This window comes from Rhodococcus sp. 14-2470-1a, from assembly GCF_002259425.1.
GTDB classification, from domain to species: domain Bacteria; phylum Actinomycetota; class Actinomycetes; order Mycobacteriales; family Mycobacteriaceae; genus Rhodococcoides; species Rhodococcoides fascians_E.
In genome coordinates this window covers 1-13,648 of sequence record NZ_NPFZ01000042.1, presented here as the reverse complement: position 1 = coordinate 13,648, position 13,648 = coordinate 1, and the positions used below count along the sequence as shown (strand labels likewise).

The window sequence follows — 13,648 nt, the reverse complement described above, 5'->3', positions numbered from 1 at the left end:
CGAAGGATCGCGCAGCTGGCTCGTTCGACGGGATAGAGTGAACACGCGTCTAGGAGGGCACACATGCAGGGTTTAGGAGAGCTCGAAGCTCTGGTGATGGACGTGGTGTGGAATACCAGCGCCGCAGTCCGGGTTCGCGATGTAATCGACCATCTTGAGGACGGTCGGGAACCGGCATACACCACGATCCAGACGGTGCTCGACAATTTGCACCGTAAAGGCTGGGTACACCGACAACGCAACGGACGGGCATATTGGTACGAGGCCACCCGAAGCCGAGAAGAAGCTGCCTCCGACGCCTTGCGGATACTTCTCGAATCGACCGGCGACCCCACGAGCGTGCTGCTGCACTTCGCCCGCGGCGCCTCCGATGACGAATCGAAGGTGCTCACTCGCGGTCTGAAAGAGCGTAAGAGGTGACTGCCGTTCTGCTGTGGGCCCTCGGCGGGCTGGTGGTCGCGGCTGCCGCGCCATTGCTGGTGAGGTCGATGATCGCGAGAGGCATCGATGCGCACGTCACCCTCCTCACGTGGTCCGCTCTCGTTGCGGGCACCTTGGTCAGCATCGCGGTACCGGTTGTGCTCAGTGCGATCCCCAGTCACGGGGGCGTGACGACCCTGGTCGACATCGCGCACCAATGCTGGCTCGCCATTCACGGCGACATGCCCGCCCGTATCGAAGCAATTGTCGGGATTGTCGGGATTGCGGTGCTGGGCTGCGGCGCAGTCCGCTGGATCATCCACCTGAGGCGCGCAGTGCGTGAGCGTCGACAATTGTACGAGCGGCACATCGATCTGCTGCGCATCATCGGCGGAGGCGACGCATTTTCCGGTTCGACTCGGCCAGCGTCGACACTATGGCTCCCATTGGATAGTCCGCTCGCGTACAGCGTCGCGGGACGACCGGCGATGGTCGTGGCCAGTGAGGGGCTACGTGCACAGTTGGAGCCTGCGGAGGTCGCGGCGGTCCTCGCACACGAACATGCGCACATCGATGGCCGGCATCATCTGCTCGTAGGCATTGCCGAGTCGGTGGCCTATGCGTTTCCGTGGCTGCCGATCATGCGGGAATCGCCTTCACTCGTACGAGCTCTCGTCGAACTCGACGCGGACGCTCGTGCGGCACGCTCACACGGACGAGACCCTGTGCGGCGCGCCCTGACTTCGCTGCACCCGCACCCGGTTCCTCTGCCCGCGCTCGGGATGGTCTCGGACACCACCGCGGTGCGGCTCGATCGTCTCGCCGTGGATCAAGTGATCCCGCATGCGCCCTTCCGGTGGGCGCGGTCGTTCGCCGCGTGCACCGCGGTTGCCCTGCCTGCGTTACCAGTACTGGCTTTGCTGGGGGCTATGACGTTGGCATCCTGCGCAGTGGGATGAGACGAACTGCGGCACTGGCGATCATGTTCGTTAGCCCGCCGTACTCGCCCTCGGCTATCCGGTGCGGGAAGCGATCATCATGAAACCGATGAGCGCGAGGACCATCGCCATCGGATAGCCGACCGCGAGATCCTGCCATCCGGCGCTCGGAAGAAACCGAAGCTGCCCGAGATGAGCGCAGAAGTGGACTGCACAATCGGTCACCCAGGTTGGGTGTTCGGAGGCTGCGATGGATGCGGACAAGTTCGACGTCGAGGCTGGTGTCCTGACCGCGTCGGCCGAGCAGTGGGAGCAGGCACGGTCACGGTTCGCAGTGCTCAGCGAGTTGATGAATCGATCCTCGATGGGTACCGCAGTGGTCGAGGATGCAGCACAACAGTTGGGGGTCTCGCCCCGGCGGGTGTACGTGCTGTTGTCCAGGCTCCGGAATGAGGGAGGGTCGGTCACCGATCTGTTGATCTCCGCTCCTGCAGGTGGACGCGGGAGCTCCCGCGTGCCGGCCGAGGTGGAAGAAGTGATCGCCGAGCACATCGACCGTGAGTAATTCTGGCTCGCCAGAAACTCAGTGTCGCTGCACTGCATCGTCGTATCGCGCTGCCTGTCACCGCGCTGGACTCCCGATCCCAGCCCGCAACACAGTCGATGCTCGGATCACAGCGATGCACCCGGGCCGCGTCACACGCTCACGTGACGGACCGGACGCCGCCCGATCGCGGCAATCCGCTGGCAATGTCCCGCCGCCGGTGATGGCCGTTCTCCAGCAAGTCCAGATCGATCACGCCGTGGTCGATCTGATGATCGTCGACGAATACGACCGTGTGCCGATCGGACGTCCTTATCTCAGGATTGCCATCGATGTCTTCAGCCGCTGCGTGCCAGGATTCGTCGTCACACTCGATCCGCCGTCCGCAGTGTCGGTCGGGTTGTGTCTGGGCCGAGTGTGCTCGGACAAAAGCGTATGGATCGACGCTCTGGGCCTCGGCGCGGATGTGCGGTTGCCGATGGCCGGAAAGCCGCACCGCTTGTACGTCGACAACGCCTCCGAGTTCAAAAGTGAAGCGCTACGGCGCGGTTGCGAGCAACACGGCATCGACCTCGGCTACCGCCCACCCGGCCGGCGGCGTTGCTCATCGGGGCGGGAACTACAGCGGTTTCGATGGTTTCGGTCAACGTGCTCTGGCGGCGTTCCCTGATCCCCTTCCTGCGTCGCGGTGCTGTGGACCGGGCTCGGTGCGGCGGCGTTGGCGATGGCGGTCCTACGTCCGGCTCGCGCGCGCGTGAAGGCGTTGTCGATGGTCGCGGTTGCCTGCGTGGTGATCAGCGGCGCTGCGCAGGTAAACCAAAAGTTCGGGGCGTATCCCACCCTGAGGACTGCACTCGGACTGAATCTGGCCTCACAAGTCGATTTTTCATCGGTACCGGGACCGACACCGGCACTGACCATTGCGCAACCCGGGACACCGCTGAGCCAGAGCTGGTCACCGCCGCAAACCATGCCGAACACGGGCATCGTCTCCACCGTGACCATCCCGGGGTTGGTGTCGGGCTTCGCGGCGCGAAAGGCGTGGATCTACCTGCCGCCGGCGTATCTGAGCATCCCGCGCGTGCAGCTTCCGGTGTTGGTCCTGGTCCCCGGACAACCGGGGACACCCCGAGACTGGTTCGACGGCGGCAGATTGGATGCCGTACTCGATTCCTACGCCGGCGGGCACGCCGGTCTCGCACCGATCGTTGTGGTGGCCGACCCGCTCGGCAGTCAGCTCGCTCAGACGCTCTGCGTAGATTCGGTGGCCGGTAACGCGTTCACCTATCTGTCGGTGGATGTACCTTCCTGGATCCGTTCCACGTTGCAGGTCGACCCTGACCCCCGCCGATGGGCGGTGGGAGGCATGTCGGCCGGAGGAACGTGCGCACTGCAACTCGCGGTCAATGCCCCGGCTGTGTATCCGACGTTCCTAGACATTTCCGGACAGGACGAACCGACAGTGGGTACGCGCCGGCAGACGGTGACTCAGTTCTTCGGCGGCGACCCGCAGCCTTCGCTGCCGTCAATCCCATCGATGTACTCGGGCGCATACGATTCCCAATACCGCGGGAACCGTCGTCGCGGGCAGCACGGATCGGGTGTACGGCCCGCAGGCGCAGCGAATACTTGCCGCGACCACCGCTGCTGGATCTGTGCAGCCGTGAACGTGTGCGGTGTCGGTTCACTCGTGGGGGTTATCGAGCCCCAGCTTCACGGCGTGCTCGTAGTCGTCGTCGACAAGCACGACGGTGCGGTCCGCGCGGTCGAGTACGGAGGCGGCAATCGAGGATCGGTAACCGGATGCACAGTGCACCCACACTTCGCCGGCGGGAACGTCCGCGAGTCGGTGAAGCAGTTCGTGGAGGGGGATGTTGACAGCGCCCGGGATATGGCCGTCCTCGTACTCGGAGTGTTGGCGGGTGTCGAGCACGGTTACCTCACGGTCACCGGCGGCGGCGGCGAGTCCAGCGAAGTCGGACACTTCATAGGACCGCAATTCCCCGTCACCGACGAGCGAGTGAATCTCTCCGACAGCGGAACCGGAGGGGCTGTCGATGCCGATGCGCGCCAACTCTCGGGTGGCTTGTGCAATCTGGTCTGAGTTGTCGCCGAGCAATGTCAGCGGCGCACCCCACTGGTAGAGCCATCCGAGGTAGGTGACGAAGGTGGTGGAAAGTTCGAAGCCGAGGGTCCCCTCGAGGTGTCCGGCGGCGAAGGCGGTGCGTGCTCGTAGGTCGATCACCCACTCTCCGGTGTCGATGCGCCGTCGTAGTTCACCTGGATCGACAGGTTCGGGCGTGGACAGGTCGATCGGGGCCGGCCCTTCGGTGTTGATGACGCCCATGTGGGCGTAGTACGAGGGATACGCGGACAACCCCGCGATCAACTCCTCGACATAGGACTGTTCGTCCTGGGTGAGTGCGGGATTGCTCTGCTGCTGCTCTCCGATGGTGGAGGAATCGCCACTGGTCGGTGTCGCGGAGCAGAAGCTACCGAAACCGTGGGTGGGGTAGACCTCGGCGCCGGGGGGGAGTTCGGCGACGATGCGGCGTACCGAGTGGAATTGCGCGTGGGTCAGTTCGTCGGTGTGCTCGGAGCCGAGCAGGTCGGTACGGCCGGTGGAACCGTAGAGCATCGAGCCGCCGGTGAAGACCGCGATCGGCTCACCCCCTGCGCGCAATACGTAGCTGACGTGGTGATGAGTGTGGCCTGGGGTGTGCATGACTTCAAACGTCATTGCGCCCGCATCGATGACGTCGCCGTCGACGACGCCTCTTCGCTCGTAGTTCACGGGATCACCGTCCGGTACGACGTACTGCGCGCCGGTGGTGCGGGCGAGTTCGAGTCCGCCGGTGACGTAGTCGTTGTGGATGTGGGTTTCGAGCACGTGTGTGATCGCGGCGTTCTTCTCCGCGGCCAGTAATTGGACGCGGTCGATGTCGCGTTGCGGATCGATCACCACCGCGGCTCCGTCGTGGCTGATCAGGTAGCTGCGGTCTCCGAGGCTGGAGGTTTCGATGATGGCGATGTCCGGGGCGGTCGTGCTCATACGCGTGCTCCTCTGGTGTCGTCGGTTTGCTACCTTTCTGGCTCCAGAAAGGGGGCTCAGGCCAGTGCGAGGAAGAGTTTTTCCAGTTCTGCTTCGGTCATGGGCGCCTTGTTGTCGGTGGTCTCGCCGGTCATGCATTCACGCAGGCCGGTGGCGACGATCTTGAATCCGGCTTTGTCGAGGGCCCGGGACACAGCGGCGAGTTGGGTGACGACGTCTTTGCAGTCGCGTCCGTTTTCGATCATGCCGATCACTCCGGCCAGTTGGCCGTGTGCTCGCCGCAAGCGGTTGAGTACCAGTGCGATGCTGTCTTCGTCGCCGATCATGTCGGTCTCCTCGAATTGAGTGTGCGGTGATAGTGATGTCAGATTACCCCTGGGGGCATATTGGTGGTTGGTGACGTGAGGTGTTACGAGAGGACGAGGGTGTCGAGGAGCACGTAGCCGGCGACGGCGAACACCAGGTAGGCGAACCACTGCCGAAGTCTGTCGGTGTCGACGCGGGTGCTGAAGCGTCCGGCCGCCAGTGACCCTGCGATCGCGGCCCCGGCGAACGAAGAGGTGAGAGCCCAGTTGCCGCCGAGCCCGTCGGCTTGAGCGATCAGTCCGGCGGCGGAGTTGGCGACGATGACCACCAGCGATGTTCCGACTGCGACGCTCATTTCGATACCCAACAGCAGCACCAATGCGGGAATGATGAGGAATCCTCCGCCGACGCCGAACAGTCCGGTGAGGACACCGACGCCGAATCCGGTCGGTATGGACCGGGGTGCGCATCGTCGCCAGTTGATCCCGGAATTGCCGGTTCTGCAGGCGGTTCCGACGTCGTCGTTGCTTCGTAGCATGCGCGCTCCGGCGATGATCATGACCAGTGCGAAACCGATCATCACGGCGGTGTCGGGCAGGTGTCTGCCCAGGGCGGTACCGATCAGGGTGCCGATGATTCCGGTGGCCGCGAAGATGCCGGCCAGCCGCCATTCGATGAGCCGCGCGCGCACCTTCGGGATGGCCCCGGTCGCGGAGGCGACGCCGATCACCAACAGTGACGTCGGGATCGCCTCCGACAGTGGGAGTCCGAGAGCGTAGACGAGCACCGGGACGGCGAGGATCGACCCACCACCGCCGAGGAGGCCGAGCAGAATCCCGACGGCAACGCCGAGAATCAACGCCAGGGTCAGAGCCATCAGCTGCGCGGTGCGCCCTGGCCGCCGAGTGCGTCGATGGCGGCCTGCAGTTTCGTGGTGGCTTCGGCTGCGACGTCGGAGAGTCCCGGTTCGCCGGTTGCCTCCACCATGATGTCCGGGTTCATCGCTTCCACGATCACCGATCCTGGTGTGCTGGTGTCGGCGCGGACGACGACGTTGCAGGGCAGCAACAGCCCGATCTGGCGCATGACCCCGACGGCGCGGTGCGCGAGAGTGGGATTGCAGGCACCGAGGATCAGATACTGCTCCATGTCCTCGCCGAGTTTGGCTTTGAGCGTGGCCTGCATGTCGATCTCGGTCAGCACGCCGAACCCTTGCTCGGACAGGGCAGCTTTGGTGTCGGTCACCGCTGTGTCGAAGTCGGTGTCGGTCAATGTGGTGGAGAGTGCAATGTTCACGTCAGGTTCTCTCTTTCGATTGTCGAAGTGCGGTTGATGGGTGTCTACCCGTTTCGAGGGTCGCGAAGACTCGGTACGCCGACTCTGGTGAGGAGTGCGCTGGCCGGGCACCAGCCGGCTGCGGCGTAGAGAGCAAGGTTCGCGGCGGCGACAGCACTGAGTAGCCGCCACTGCGGTGCGTGGAGTTCCCCGAGCGCTAGGCCGGTGGCGGTCACCGCGGCGGCGAGGGCGGGCACGATACGTTCGATCGGCGACCCGGCGAATCTGCTGGGACAGGTCGTCTTCGTCTCGATCATGATGTCTCCGTTCGATGCGAAAATAGTCAGTGCGAGAAACTGATCGACGGCAAGACCTTCCGTAGCCACGCCGGTGACCACCATGCGGCGTGTCCGGTCAGCCGGAGCAGGACCGGCAGCAGAATCAACCTGATCAGGAAGGCGTCGAGTAGGACGGCGACGCCGAGGATGATGCCCATCTCCTTCGGTGGGAGTGGATCGGAGAGTGCGAAGGTAAAGAACACGGCGACCATGACCGCGGCTGCGGCGAAGATGACGCGCCCCGAATGTGCGAGACCGTCGACCTGAGCGGTCTTCGGGTCCCCGGTTTTCTCGTAGTGTTCTTTCGCGGTGGCGAGGAGAAACACGGTGTAGTCCATGGCGATGGCGAAGATCATGGCAAAGAAGAACACAGGCCCCCAGCCGTCGAGGAATCCCTGTGGGGTGAAACCCAGCAACGATGCACCGTGCCCGTCCTGGAAGATCGGTTTCGCGACGCCGAACGCGGCGGCGGTGGAGAGCAGGCTGACGGCGGTGCCGAGGATCGCGATCAACGGCGCTTGCAGGGCCACGAGAAGCAGAACGAAGCCGAGGACGAGGATGATGCCGATCACCAGCGGAAGGTAGTCGTTCAGGGCTTGCTGCAAATCCAGGTTTTCCGCAGGTGCTCCGCCGACCAGCGCGGTCTCGGGTAGCTGTGCGCGCAGGTCGCCGAGGATCGTGCCCATAGACTCATCGGACGGATCCACAGCGGGAAGCGCCTGCAGCAGAGCGTAGTTCGAACCATCGGCAGCTGGTTGCGGAGGGGTGACCATAGTAATCCCGTCTACGCTGCCCGCGACTGTGGCGGTCGCGGCGGCGTCGGAGGTGGGTACGACGATCTGCAGTGCCCCTGGCGCGCCGTCACCGAAATGGGCTTGGACCAGCTCGTAGCCCTGCCGCACGGGTGCATCCTCGGGGACGACTGCGATCGAGGGCATCGCGACCTTCAGTCCCAGGACGGGGAGGGCCAGGGCGATGAGGATTCCGACGGAGACGAGCGCGAACGGCCAGGGGTGCTTGTGGAGCAGTTCACCCCAGGCGGCGAATTTGGGGGAGCGGTGCTGCTGGCGTTTGGCGTAGGGCAGGGATGCGGCGTTGACCTTGGGGCCGAGCGCTCCCAACGTGGCCGGGAGCAACGTCATGGTGGCGATCAGGACGAAGGTGACAGCCAGCATGATGCCCACCGCCATCGTGCGCACTGCGGGGGCTGGGACGAGCAGGACAGCGGAGAGGCTGACCAGCACTGTGAGCCCGGAGAGCAGGACGGCTTTGCCTGCGGTGTCCATGGTTTCGGCGACCGCGGCACGTGGGTCGGCGTTGCGCAATGCGTCCCGGAAGCGGGAGACGATGAACAGGGCGTAGTCGATGCCGAGGGCGAGAGCGAACATCATCGCGAAGTTCATCGCCCACACCGAGATCGGTGTGACCTGATTGAGCAGGACGAGGCCGCCTGCAGAGGCGACGAGCCCAGCGACGGTGAGCAACAGCGGCAGGCCGGCAGCGACGAGTGAGCCGAATGCGAGCACCATGATTGCCAAGGTGAGTGGCCAAGAGAACAATTCGGCTTGAATCATCGCGTCGTGGTTGGCTTTGTTGAAATCGGACCACAGAGCCGACGAGCCGGTGGGATAGACCTCGATGCCATCGCCGGACAATGCGGTCAGCTCGGCTTTGACGTCGTCGACGGCTTTGACCATGTCGTCGGTGCTCGCGTCGGCACCGGCGATGAGGATCCCTGTGTGCCCGTCCGGGCTGATGGTCATGCCTGGTGCCGGTTGAACGATGTCGCCGAATCGGGCGTCGCCGTCGAACACAGCAGTAACCTCGGTGAGTGTCTGCTGCATGGAGGGATCGTCGATCGATGCGGTGTCGGAGTGAACGACGACCTGCACTGCGGCCGAGGAATTGCCGCCGAAGTGTTGCTGCGCGAGTTCGCGGACCTGGACCGATTCCGAACCGTTGGCTTGCCATCCCGCACCGGCGAGTGAGGTGAACACCGACGGCGCTGCCGAGCCGAGGGCAACAAGGGCGATCAGCCATACCCCGAACACCCATCGGCGGCGGGTGACCATCACCCCGCCCAGCCGTCCGAGGATGCCGGGCGCAGCGACGTGGTGGTCCGGGTCGCGGCCGGTAGTCGGAACGGTCTGGGGCAGAAACATGACTTCTCCTTATACGGGTGGGGGTATTTGGGTGAGCCGACTCCGGCCGAAGCGTGGCGGAAGGCGAAATCTAGCGGCGGAACAGCGAACGAAAGACGTTGTTCCTCGCGGGCGCGGCAGTATCAGGCGAGCAGGAACACTGCTGAGACCGAGGGACTTTGCTCATGACGTCGTCCACGTGTCGACCGCAACAGGTCCAGGTGGTCTTACTGCAGCGCGAACAGATCACGGGATGGCACACGGTCAGTCCTCTCTGGGCGGCATGTACTCCACTGTCGCATATACCGAGGGGGGTATGCAAGTACCCCCCGGGGTATGTTGAGCTGGCCGGAAAGCTACTTGGATTCGATGTCGTGCCGCCGAGTCGCATCGCGGACGCGGAAAAATGGTCGCAACATTCACTTCTTCTGAACGAGTGCAGCCGTCTTCTGAAACTGACACTCCTGATGCACCCGAACAAGACGATCTCGGCATCCGATTTCATCGGACACTTCTCTGGTGATCAACCTCTGGGGTCAGCGCTGCGGAAGGTGATTGATCATTCTTCGATGGTTCGTCCGGTGTTTCGCCACGCGAGCATGCCGCCTTGTAGTTCGACGACATCGGTGTAGCCGAGAGCGGCCAGTTCTTTCGCCGCGGTGGCGCTCATTGTCCCGGTACGGCAGTAGATCGCCAGCGGTGTGGTCCGGTCGGGCGGCAACGCCGCGGCCTGTTGTTGGATCTGGTCGAAGGGAAGACTTGAGTCGGTTCCAGGGAGCTGGCCCTCGTTGGGGGTATGGACGTTGATCGTGACTCGGCCGGGATCGGCGATCGCGGCGGCGAAGTCAGCGGGATTGAGCAGTTCCTCCTGCGTAGCGACGGGCATTGACGCAGTGGGCTCAGAGACCTCGCCGCCGGTACATCCAGCGAGTGCAAGGACGAGGACAGCCAGTATCGATGCCGGACTCCTCTGGTGCGTCGACCGGGCCACCGAATGCGGTGCTATCGCATCGAGGTGATCATCGAAAGGCGCACGCATCAGGGCACGTTCAGTGATCACGAGAGCACCTGCGACCCTGTAACTACGCCGGCGAGGATCGCGCAGCAGATGAGAGTGACAGCGAGTCGGCCTCGACGAGTGTGCGCGTCCACCCGGAACAAAAACAGGCCTTGCCGGATCAATGTGTATGCGGCAATACTTCCCAGGAAGACCAGCCCTCCGACGGGAAGGTCGACCTGAAGTACCACTGCGAGAGCAACTCCCGCGATCAACAGGGCTGCAGCGGCCTCGTAGAGCTGAACGGGAATCCTCTTCGTCGCCAGGGTGCGATCGGACGAAAACAGACCCCACCGAGATCGAGTCGGACGCCCCGAACAGCAGCCCGCCAAGAAGCATCCGGGACGACCGATCGCCATGCCGAGAAACAATCCCGGGGTGGTTGCATCTAGGACTGCACTGACGTCCATACCCCCGAGTGCTCCGCCGATGATCAAGGTGCCCAGCGCAACGAGAAGAAAGCCTTGAATACACGCTCCAGCGCGGATGAATGCGCGAGCAGGTTGACGGTGCAGGATCAAATACCAAATTTTGGCGCCTATATATCCCAGAACACAACTCAAGGCGGAAATTGATACAGCGGCAGCGACATTGGTGTTCGTACGCGCGAGGAGGAGTCCCTGAAGAATCAGTGCTACCACCGCGCCCGCTGCAACCAACGCCGGCCAACTCCACACCCGCAAAGCGGGACCGTGAGTGAGTAGCGCCGTGCGGGCGGTGAGCACAGCGCTCTGTTGCCGTTCGGTACCTTCTGCGCCATCGTCGATGCGATGCGCAGTCACCTGCCACTCTCCGCTGGCGATGCCCTGAATACGGGTGGTGGCGGCGAATCGGCCCCCGGCTGGTGGGAGCGATTTCACGACCAGTGTTCGTTCGAAATGGTCCTTTTCGGTCGGCTGGTGGTCCTCGGTCGCCACCCGCACTCCGGTAAAGCGGATCGACACGTCCTCGCAGGGCTCGGCATCGGCAGCGACACCCCAGTATGTCGCCGCGAGCCCCAGGGGCTCGACCTGCGAAAACGCGTCGGCGCAACTGTTCGCCGGGGGCCGGTCAGGGGTGTATTGCCGCGTTGCAGGCGCAATCGCCTCGGCGGTGTGGACACGTGGGCGCTCCGGCGGTGCTGCAGTGTCGATCGTCGGTTCTGCGGTCTGGGCCGAAGGCCGCGGTGGGGCAGTGGAGGCCGGCGCGAAAGACCGGGCGACAGTGGGATGGAGTGTACCGCTCCGGGGCGAGTAGCCCCTGCTCCGAAGATAGTCGGCAGCGGCGACGCTGACCGCAGAATGTGCGGCCCCCGCGGAGAGGGGATGCCCTGACTGGGGCTCGGTGCGCATGTCGCCGGGGCGAGGAACTGGTAGGCCGCCCCCGGATCGTCCCGCCGTGGTTCGTCGCTTTGGCGCTTTCGATCGTGACTTGTTGGATTTGTTTCCCACAGGTGGCCTCCATCATCGCCGGTCCGGGCGACGGCGTCTCGGCAGCAGTTAACTACTATCCTCGATAGTAGCTGAACTACTAAGCGTTATAGTAGATAGCGCGGAATGGCCACACTCCGCAGGTCAGCAGGTGGCCAGGTAAGAGTGAGGAGCAACAATGATGAATATGGGCGCCATGGGTGGTGGATGGACGATGATGGCGGGAATGGCCGCGTTCTGGCTGGTCGTGATCGCTCTGTTGGTCTGGGGTGCGGTTCGGTTGATCTCCGCTCGCCCGCAATCGGGGGAGGACGCGCAGGAAATCCTCGATCGTAGATTCGCTGCCGGCGAAATCGATCGAGATTCCTATCGCGCAGCGGTCGCAGAGTTGGCAACCGCTGAGCTGCGCAAGCGTGCCGTCACTCGGGAATAAGCAGCTGCGGTGTGGCTGGGTGGGCATTTTCATCGCAGGTGACCGAGGTTGCGGTCTGGATATGTCGGTTCGCGCCAGCGGGCCGGTAGGGCAGTGTTCGCCCGGCCCGGTGACCAGAAACCGTCGGCGCGATCGAAAGGCGCACCGAAGCAATCAGATAGAGGGTAGAACCGAACGTGAGCGATACACCCATCTACGACTTACTCAGCGCTACGTTGGCGTCGCCGCAGCCCCATGATGAACGAGAAAGTATTGCTCCACCGTCCGATCTACGGCGATTCCGATCGACCGAACGAGCAGCACCGCGATCTTTGAGCGTCGGCACACGGGCCCGCCACGCGCGCCGTGACACTGTGTAATCGCCCACTCCGCCTCCGGCTGCTGGCCCATCGCTGCGAGATTCAGTTGCGCCGTCGGATTCGCACGCCCCGGAGCGAGTCGATATCGACACCGACTGCCTGCCCGTGAGCATGACAGGGACCGCGCGGGGCGCACCTACTAGCTAGCCGACTGGTGCTCACACGTTGACAACACCTTGACGGTCCTTCCCAATGGGATCAGGAAGGGGTATGGTTCGACCTGACCGTTATATACCCCTACGGGGTATATATGTTTGCAACGTCGAAAGCGCACGCATGATCATCACGCACTGCCCAGTCACGCCGGTATTGATGTACGGCCACTGTGAGGCGTCGGTCCGCGACGAAGTCAGCGCCGTGGTCGGAGTGGACACCGTCGCGTTATCGGCGGCGGCAGAGGCATTCACGGTCACCAGTACAGCCGAGCTCGTCCAGGCGCAGATCATCGTCGCCCGCGACGCCGGATGCACAGCCGAACCGGAAACCCGCGAGTTCATGGGATGCATAGATCGAACTCGATGGATGAGAGGACCTGCACGATGAACGATCACACGCACTCCGACGTCGACTCCGCGCGGACGGATCCGCCGAATAGGCTGCAGCACAGCGGGCATGAAGAAGGACCCGAAATGCACACGGAAGTGGCCGAGAAGGCGACTCCGCAGTCGGGCCACGACACCGGCGGGCACAACGCAGCCCACTCCGAGCATGGAGAGCACGGCGGCCACGGTGGTCATGCTGGGCACGGCGATCACGTCGGCATGTTCCGTCGGCTTTTCTGGATCATGCTGGTCCTCGCTGTCCCGGTGATCTTCGCCTCCGGAATGTTCGCGATGCTCCTCGGATACTCACTGCCCGACGCGCCGTGGATCGCCTGGATCTCCCCAGTGCTGGGCACCGTGATGTACGCCTGGGGAGGTTCCCCGTTCCTCACCGGGGCAGTGAGTGAGATACGTTCACGTGCACCAGGAATGATGCTGCTCATCGCTTTGGCGATCACGGTCGCATTCGTCGCGTCGATGGGAGCGAGCCTCGGTGTGCTCGATCATCAGCTCGACTTCTGGTGGGAACTGGCCCTGCTGATCGTGATCATGCTGCTCGGGCATTGGATCGAAATGCGGTCCCTCGCGCAGACCACATCCGCTCTGGACTCGTTGGCGGCGCTGTTACCGGACACCGCCGAACGCGTCGAAGGCGACGATGTGGTGCCGGTGTCCCCGGCCGAGCTGCAGCTCGGTGATGTCGTCGTCGTCCGCCCCGGCGGCCGAGTACCGGCGGACGGCACCATCGTCTCCGGATCGGCGAGCATGGACGAATCGATGATCACCGGCGAATCACGCACCGTCCGCCGCAGCGACGGCGACCACGTCGTCGCC

At 63.8% G+C, this 13,648-nt stretch carries 15 protein-coding genes and 2 pseudogenes; 8 read left to right on the top strand and 9 right to left on the bottom strand.

Annotation, left to right across the window (positions count from 1 at the left end):
- The first annotated feature begins 63 nt into the window (after nt 1-63).
- Both CH292_RS25810 and CH292_RS25805 read left to right on the top strand, forming a co-directional pair.
- The gene (locus tag CH292_RS25810; protein WP_094656070.1) at nt 64-420 is read left to right on the top strand and encodes a BlaI/MecI/CopY family transcriptional regulator; all 357 of its coding nucleotides are present in this window, start codon (nt 64-66) and stop codon (nt 418-420) included.
- The gene (locus CH292_RS25805) at nt 417-1,379 is read left to right on the top strand and encodes a M56 family metallopeptidase (protein ID WP_094656069.1); all 963 of its coding nucleotides are present in this window, start codon (nt 417-419) and stop codon (nt 1,377-1,379) included. The genes CH292_RS25810 and CH292_RS25805 overlap by 4 nt, the downstream gene beginning before the upstream one ends.
- Nucleotides 1,380-1,433: 54 nt before the next feature.
- Here the strand turns inward: CH292_RS25805 and CH292_RS29060 are convergent, their stop codons facing one another.
- The gene (locus CH292_RS29060; protein ID WP_156520206.1) at nt 1,434-1,583 is read right to left on the bottom strand and encodes a hypothetical protein; all 150 of its coding nucleotides are present in this window, start codon (nt 1,581-1,583) and stop codon (nt 1,434-1,436) included.
- A gap of 25 nt (nt 1,584-1,608) precedes the next feature.
- On the opposite strand from CH292_RS29060, the gene CH292_RS29055 reads away from it, so the two are divergent.
- From CH292_RS29055 to CH292_RS29580, 3 genes and pseudogenes are all read left to right on the top strand, one after another.
- Nucleotides 1,609-1,923, top strand: coding sequence for a hypothetical protein (locus CH292_RS29055; RefSeq protein ID WP_094656068.1), 315 nt, complete (start codon nt 1,609-1,611; stop codon nt 1,921-1,923).
- 115 nt (nt 1,924-2,038) lie between these two features.
- Complete coding sequence (locus tag CH292_RS29050; RefSeq protein WP_094656067.1) at nt 2,039-2,572, top strand: DDE-type integrase/transposase/recombinase; 534 nt, start codon at nt 2,039-2,041, stop codon at nt 2,570-2,572.
- A gap of 54 nt (nt 2,573-2,626) precedes the next feature.
- Nucleotides 2,627-3,343: pseudogene (locus tag CH292_RS29580) on the top strand (alpha/beta hydrolase); the annotation flags it as partial.
- A gap of 243 nt (nt 3,344-3,586) precedes the next feature.
- Here CH292_RS29580 and CH292_RS25785 read toward each other — a convergent pair.
- The 8 genes from CH292_RS25785 to CH292_RS29480 form a co-directional block, all read right to left on the bottom strand.
- Nucleotides 3,587-4,954 carry a rhodanese-like domain-containing protein gene (locus CH292_RS25785; protein ID WP_094656066.1) on the bottom strand — a complete coding sequence of 456 codons (1,368 nt, stop codon included), beginning with the start codon at nt 4,952-4,954 and terminating at the stop codon, nt 3,587-3,589.
- 56 nt (nt 4,955-5,010) lie between these two features.
- Nucleotides 5,011-5,280 (bottom strand): metal-sensitive transcriptional regulator, encoded by a 270-nt coding sequence (locus CH292_RS25780; RefSeq protein WP_094656065.1) that lies wholly within the window; start codon nt 5,278-5,280, stop codon nt 5,011-5,013.
- Between the two features lie 83 nt (nt 5,281-5,363).
- Nucleotides 5,364-6,137, bottom strand: a complete 774-nt coding sequence (locus CH292_RS25775) for a sulfite exporter TauE/SafE family protein (RefSeq protein ID WP_068370332.1) — start codon at nt 6,135-6,137, stop codon at nt 5,364-5,366.
- On the bottom strand, nt 6,137-6,556 hold the full coding sequence (locus CH292_RS25770) for a DUF302 domain-containing protein (protein ID WP_068370334.1): 420 nt from the start codon (nt 6,554-6,556) through the stop codon (nt 6,137-6,139). Before CH292_RS25770 ends, CH292_RS25775 begins: the two co-directional genes overlap by 1 nt.
- 44 nt (nt 6,557-6,600) lie before the next feature.
- Nucleotides 6,601-6,852: a YgaP-like transmembrane domain gene (locus CH292_RS25765; protein ID WP_094656064.1), complete on the bottom strand. Its 252-nt coding sequence runs from the start codon at nt 6,850-6,852 to the stop codon at nt 6,601-6,603.
- Nucleotides 6,853-6,878: 26 nt separating this feature from the next.
- Nucleotides 6,879-9,035: an MMPL family transporter gene (locus CH292_RS25760; protein ID WP_094656063.1), complete on the bottom strand. Its 2,157-nt coding sequence runs from the start codon at nt 9,033-9,035 to the stop codon at nt 6,879-6,881.
- A gap of 538 nt (nt 9,036-9,573) precedes the next feature.
- Nucleotides 9,574-9,900, bottom strand: a complete 327-nt coding sequence (locus CH292_RS25750) for a rhodanese-like domain-containing protein (RefSeq protein ID WP_256978580.1) — start codon at nt 9,898-9,900, stop codon at nt 9,574-9,576.
- Between the two features lie 170 nt (nt 9,901-10,070).
- Nucleotides 10,071-10,931 (bottom strand): prolipoprotein diacylglyceryl transferase, encoded by an 861-nt coding sequence (locus CH292_RS29480; RefSeq protein ID WP_256978579.1) that lies wholly within the window; start codon nt 10,929-10,931, stop codon nt 10,071-10,073.
- 727 nt (nt 10,932-11,658) lie between these two features.
- Here CH292_RS29480 and CH292_RS25740 point away from each other — a divergent pair.
- The 3 genes and pseudogenes from CH292_RS25740 to CH292_RS25730 all read left to right on the top strand — a co-directional run.
- On the top strand, nt 11,659-11,913 hold the full coding sequence (locus tag CH292_RS25740) for a hypothetical protein (protein WP_082897596.1): 255 nt from the start codon (nt 11,659-11,661) through the stop codon (nt 11,911-11,913).
- Between the two features lie 635 nt (nt 11,914-12,548).
- Nucleotides 12,549-12,815: a hypothetical protein gene (locus CH292_RS25735; protein WP_094656059.1), complete on the top strand. Its 267-nt coding sequence runs from the start codon at nt 12,549-12,551 to the stop codon at nt 12,813-12,815.
- A pseudogene (locus CH292_RS25730) lies at nt 12,812-13,648 on the top strand (heavy metal translocating P-type ATPase); the annotation flags it as partial. The gene CH292_RS25735 and the pseudogene CH292_RS25730, both read left to right, overlap by 4 nt.

What these genes read in the sequence shown, in the direction of transcription:
- CH292_RS25740 (WP_082897596.1), top strand. Translation starts at nt 11,659, where the DNA reads ATGATGAATATGGGCGCCATGGGTGGTGGATGGACGATGATGGCGGGA.
- CH292_RS25785 (WP_094656066.1), bottom strand. Translation starts at nt 4,954, where the DNA reads ATGAGCACGACCGCCCCGGACATCGCCATCATCGAAACCTCCAGCCTC.
- CH292_RS25780 (WP_094656065.1), bottom strand. Translation starts at nt 5,280, where the DNA reads ATGATCGGCGACGAAGACAGCATCGCACTGGTACTCAACCGCTTGCGG.
- CH292_RS29050 (WP_094656067.1), top strand. Translation starts at nt 2,039, where the DNA reads ATGCACCCGGGCCGCGTCACACGCTCACGTGACGGACCGGACGCCGCC.
- CH292_RS25765 (WP_094656064.1), bottom strand. Translation starts at nt 6,852, where the DNA reads ATGATCGAGACGAAGACGACCTGTCCCAGCAGATTCGCCGGGTCGCCG.
- CH292_RS25750 (WP_256978580.1), bottom strand. Translation starts at nt 9,900, where the DNA reads ATGCCCGTCGCTACGCAGGAGGAACTGCTCAATCCCGCTGACTTCGCC.
- CH292_RS25810 (WP_094656070.1), top strand. Translation starts at nt 64, where the DNA reads ATGCAGGGTTTAGGAGAGCTCGAAGCTCTGGTGATGGACGTGGTGTGG.
- CH292_RS25775 (WP_068370332.1), bottom strand. Translation starts at nt 6,137, where the DNA reads ATGGCTCTGACCCTGGCGTTGATTCTCGGCGTTGCCGTCGGGATTCTG.
- CH292_RS29055 (WP_094656068.1), top strand. Translation starts at nt 1,609, where the DNA reads ATGGATGCGGACAAGTTCGACGTCGAGGCTGGTGTCCTGACCGCGTCG.
- CH292_RS25735 (WP_094656059.1), top strand. Translation starts at nt 12,549, where the DNA reads ATGATCATCACGCACTGCCCAGTCACGCCGGTATTGATGTACGGCCAC.
- CH292_RS25760 (WP_094656063.1), bottom strand. Translation starts at nt 9,035, where the DNA reads ATGTTTCTGCCCCAGACCGTTCCGACTACCGGCCGCGACCCGGACCAC.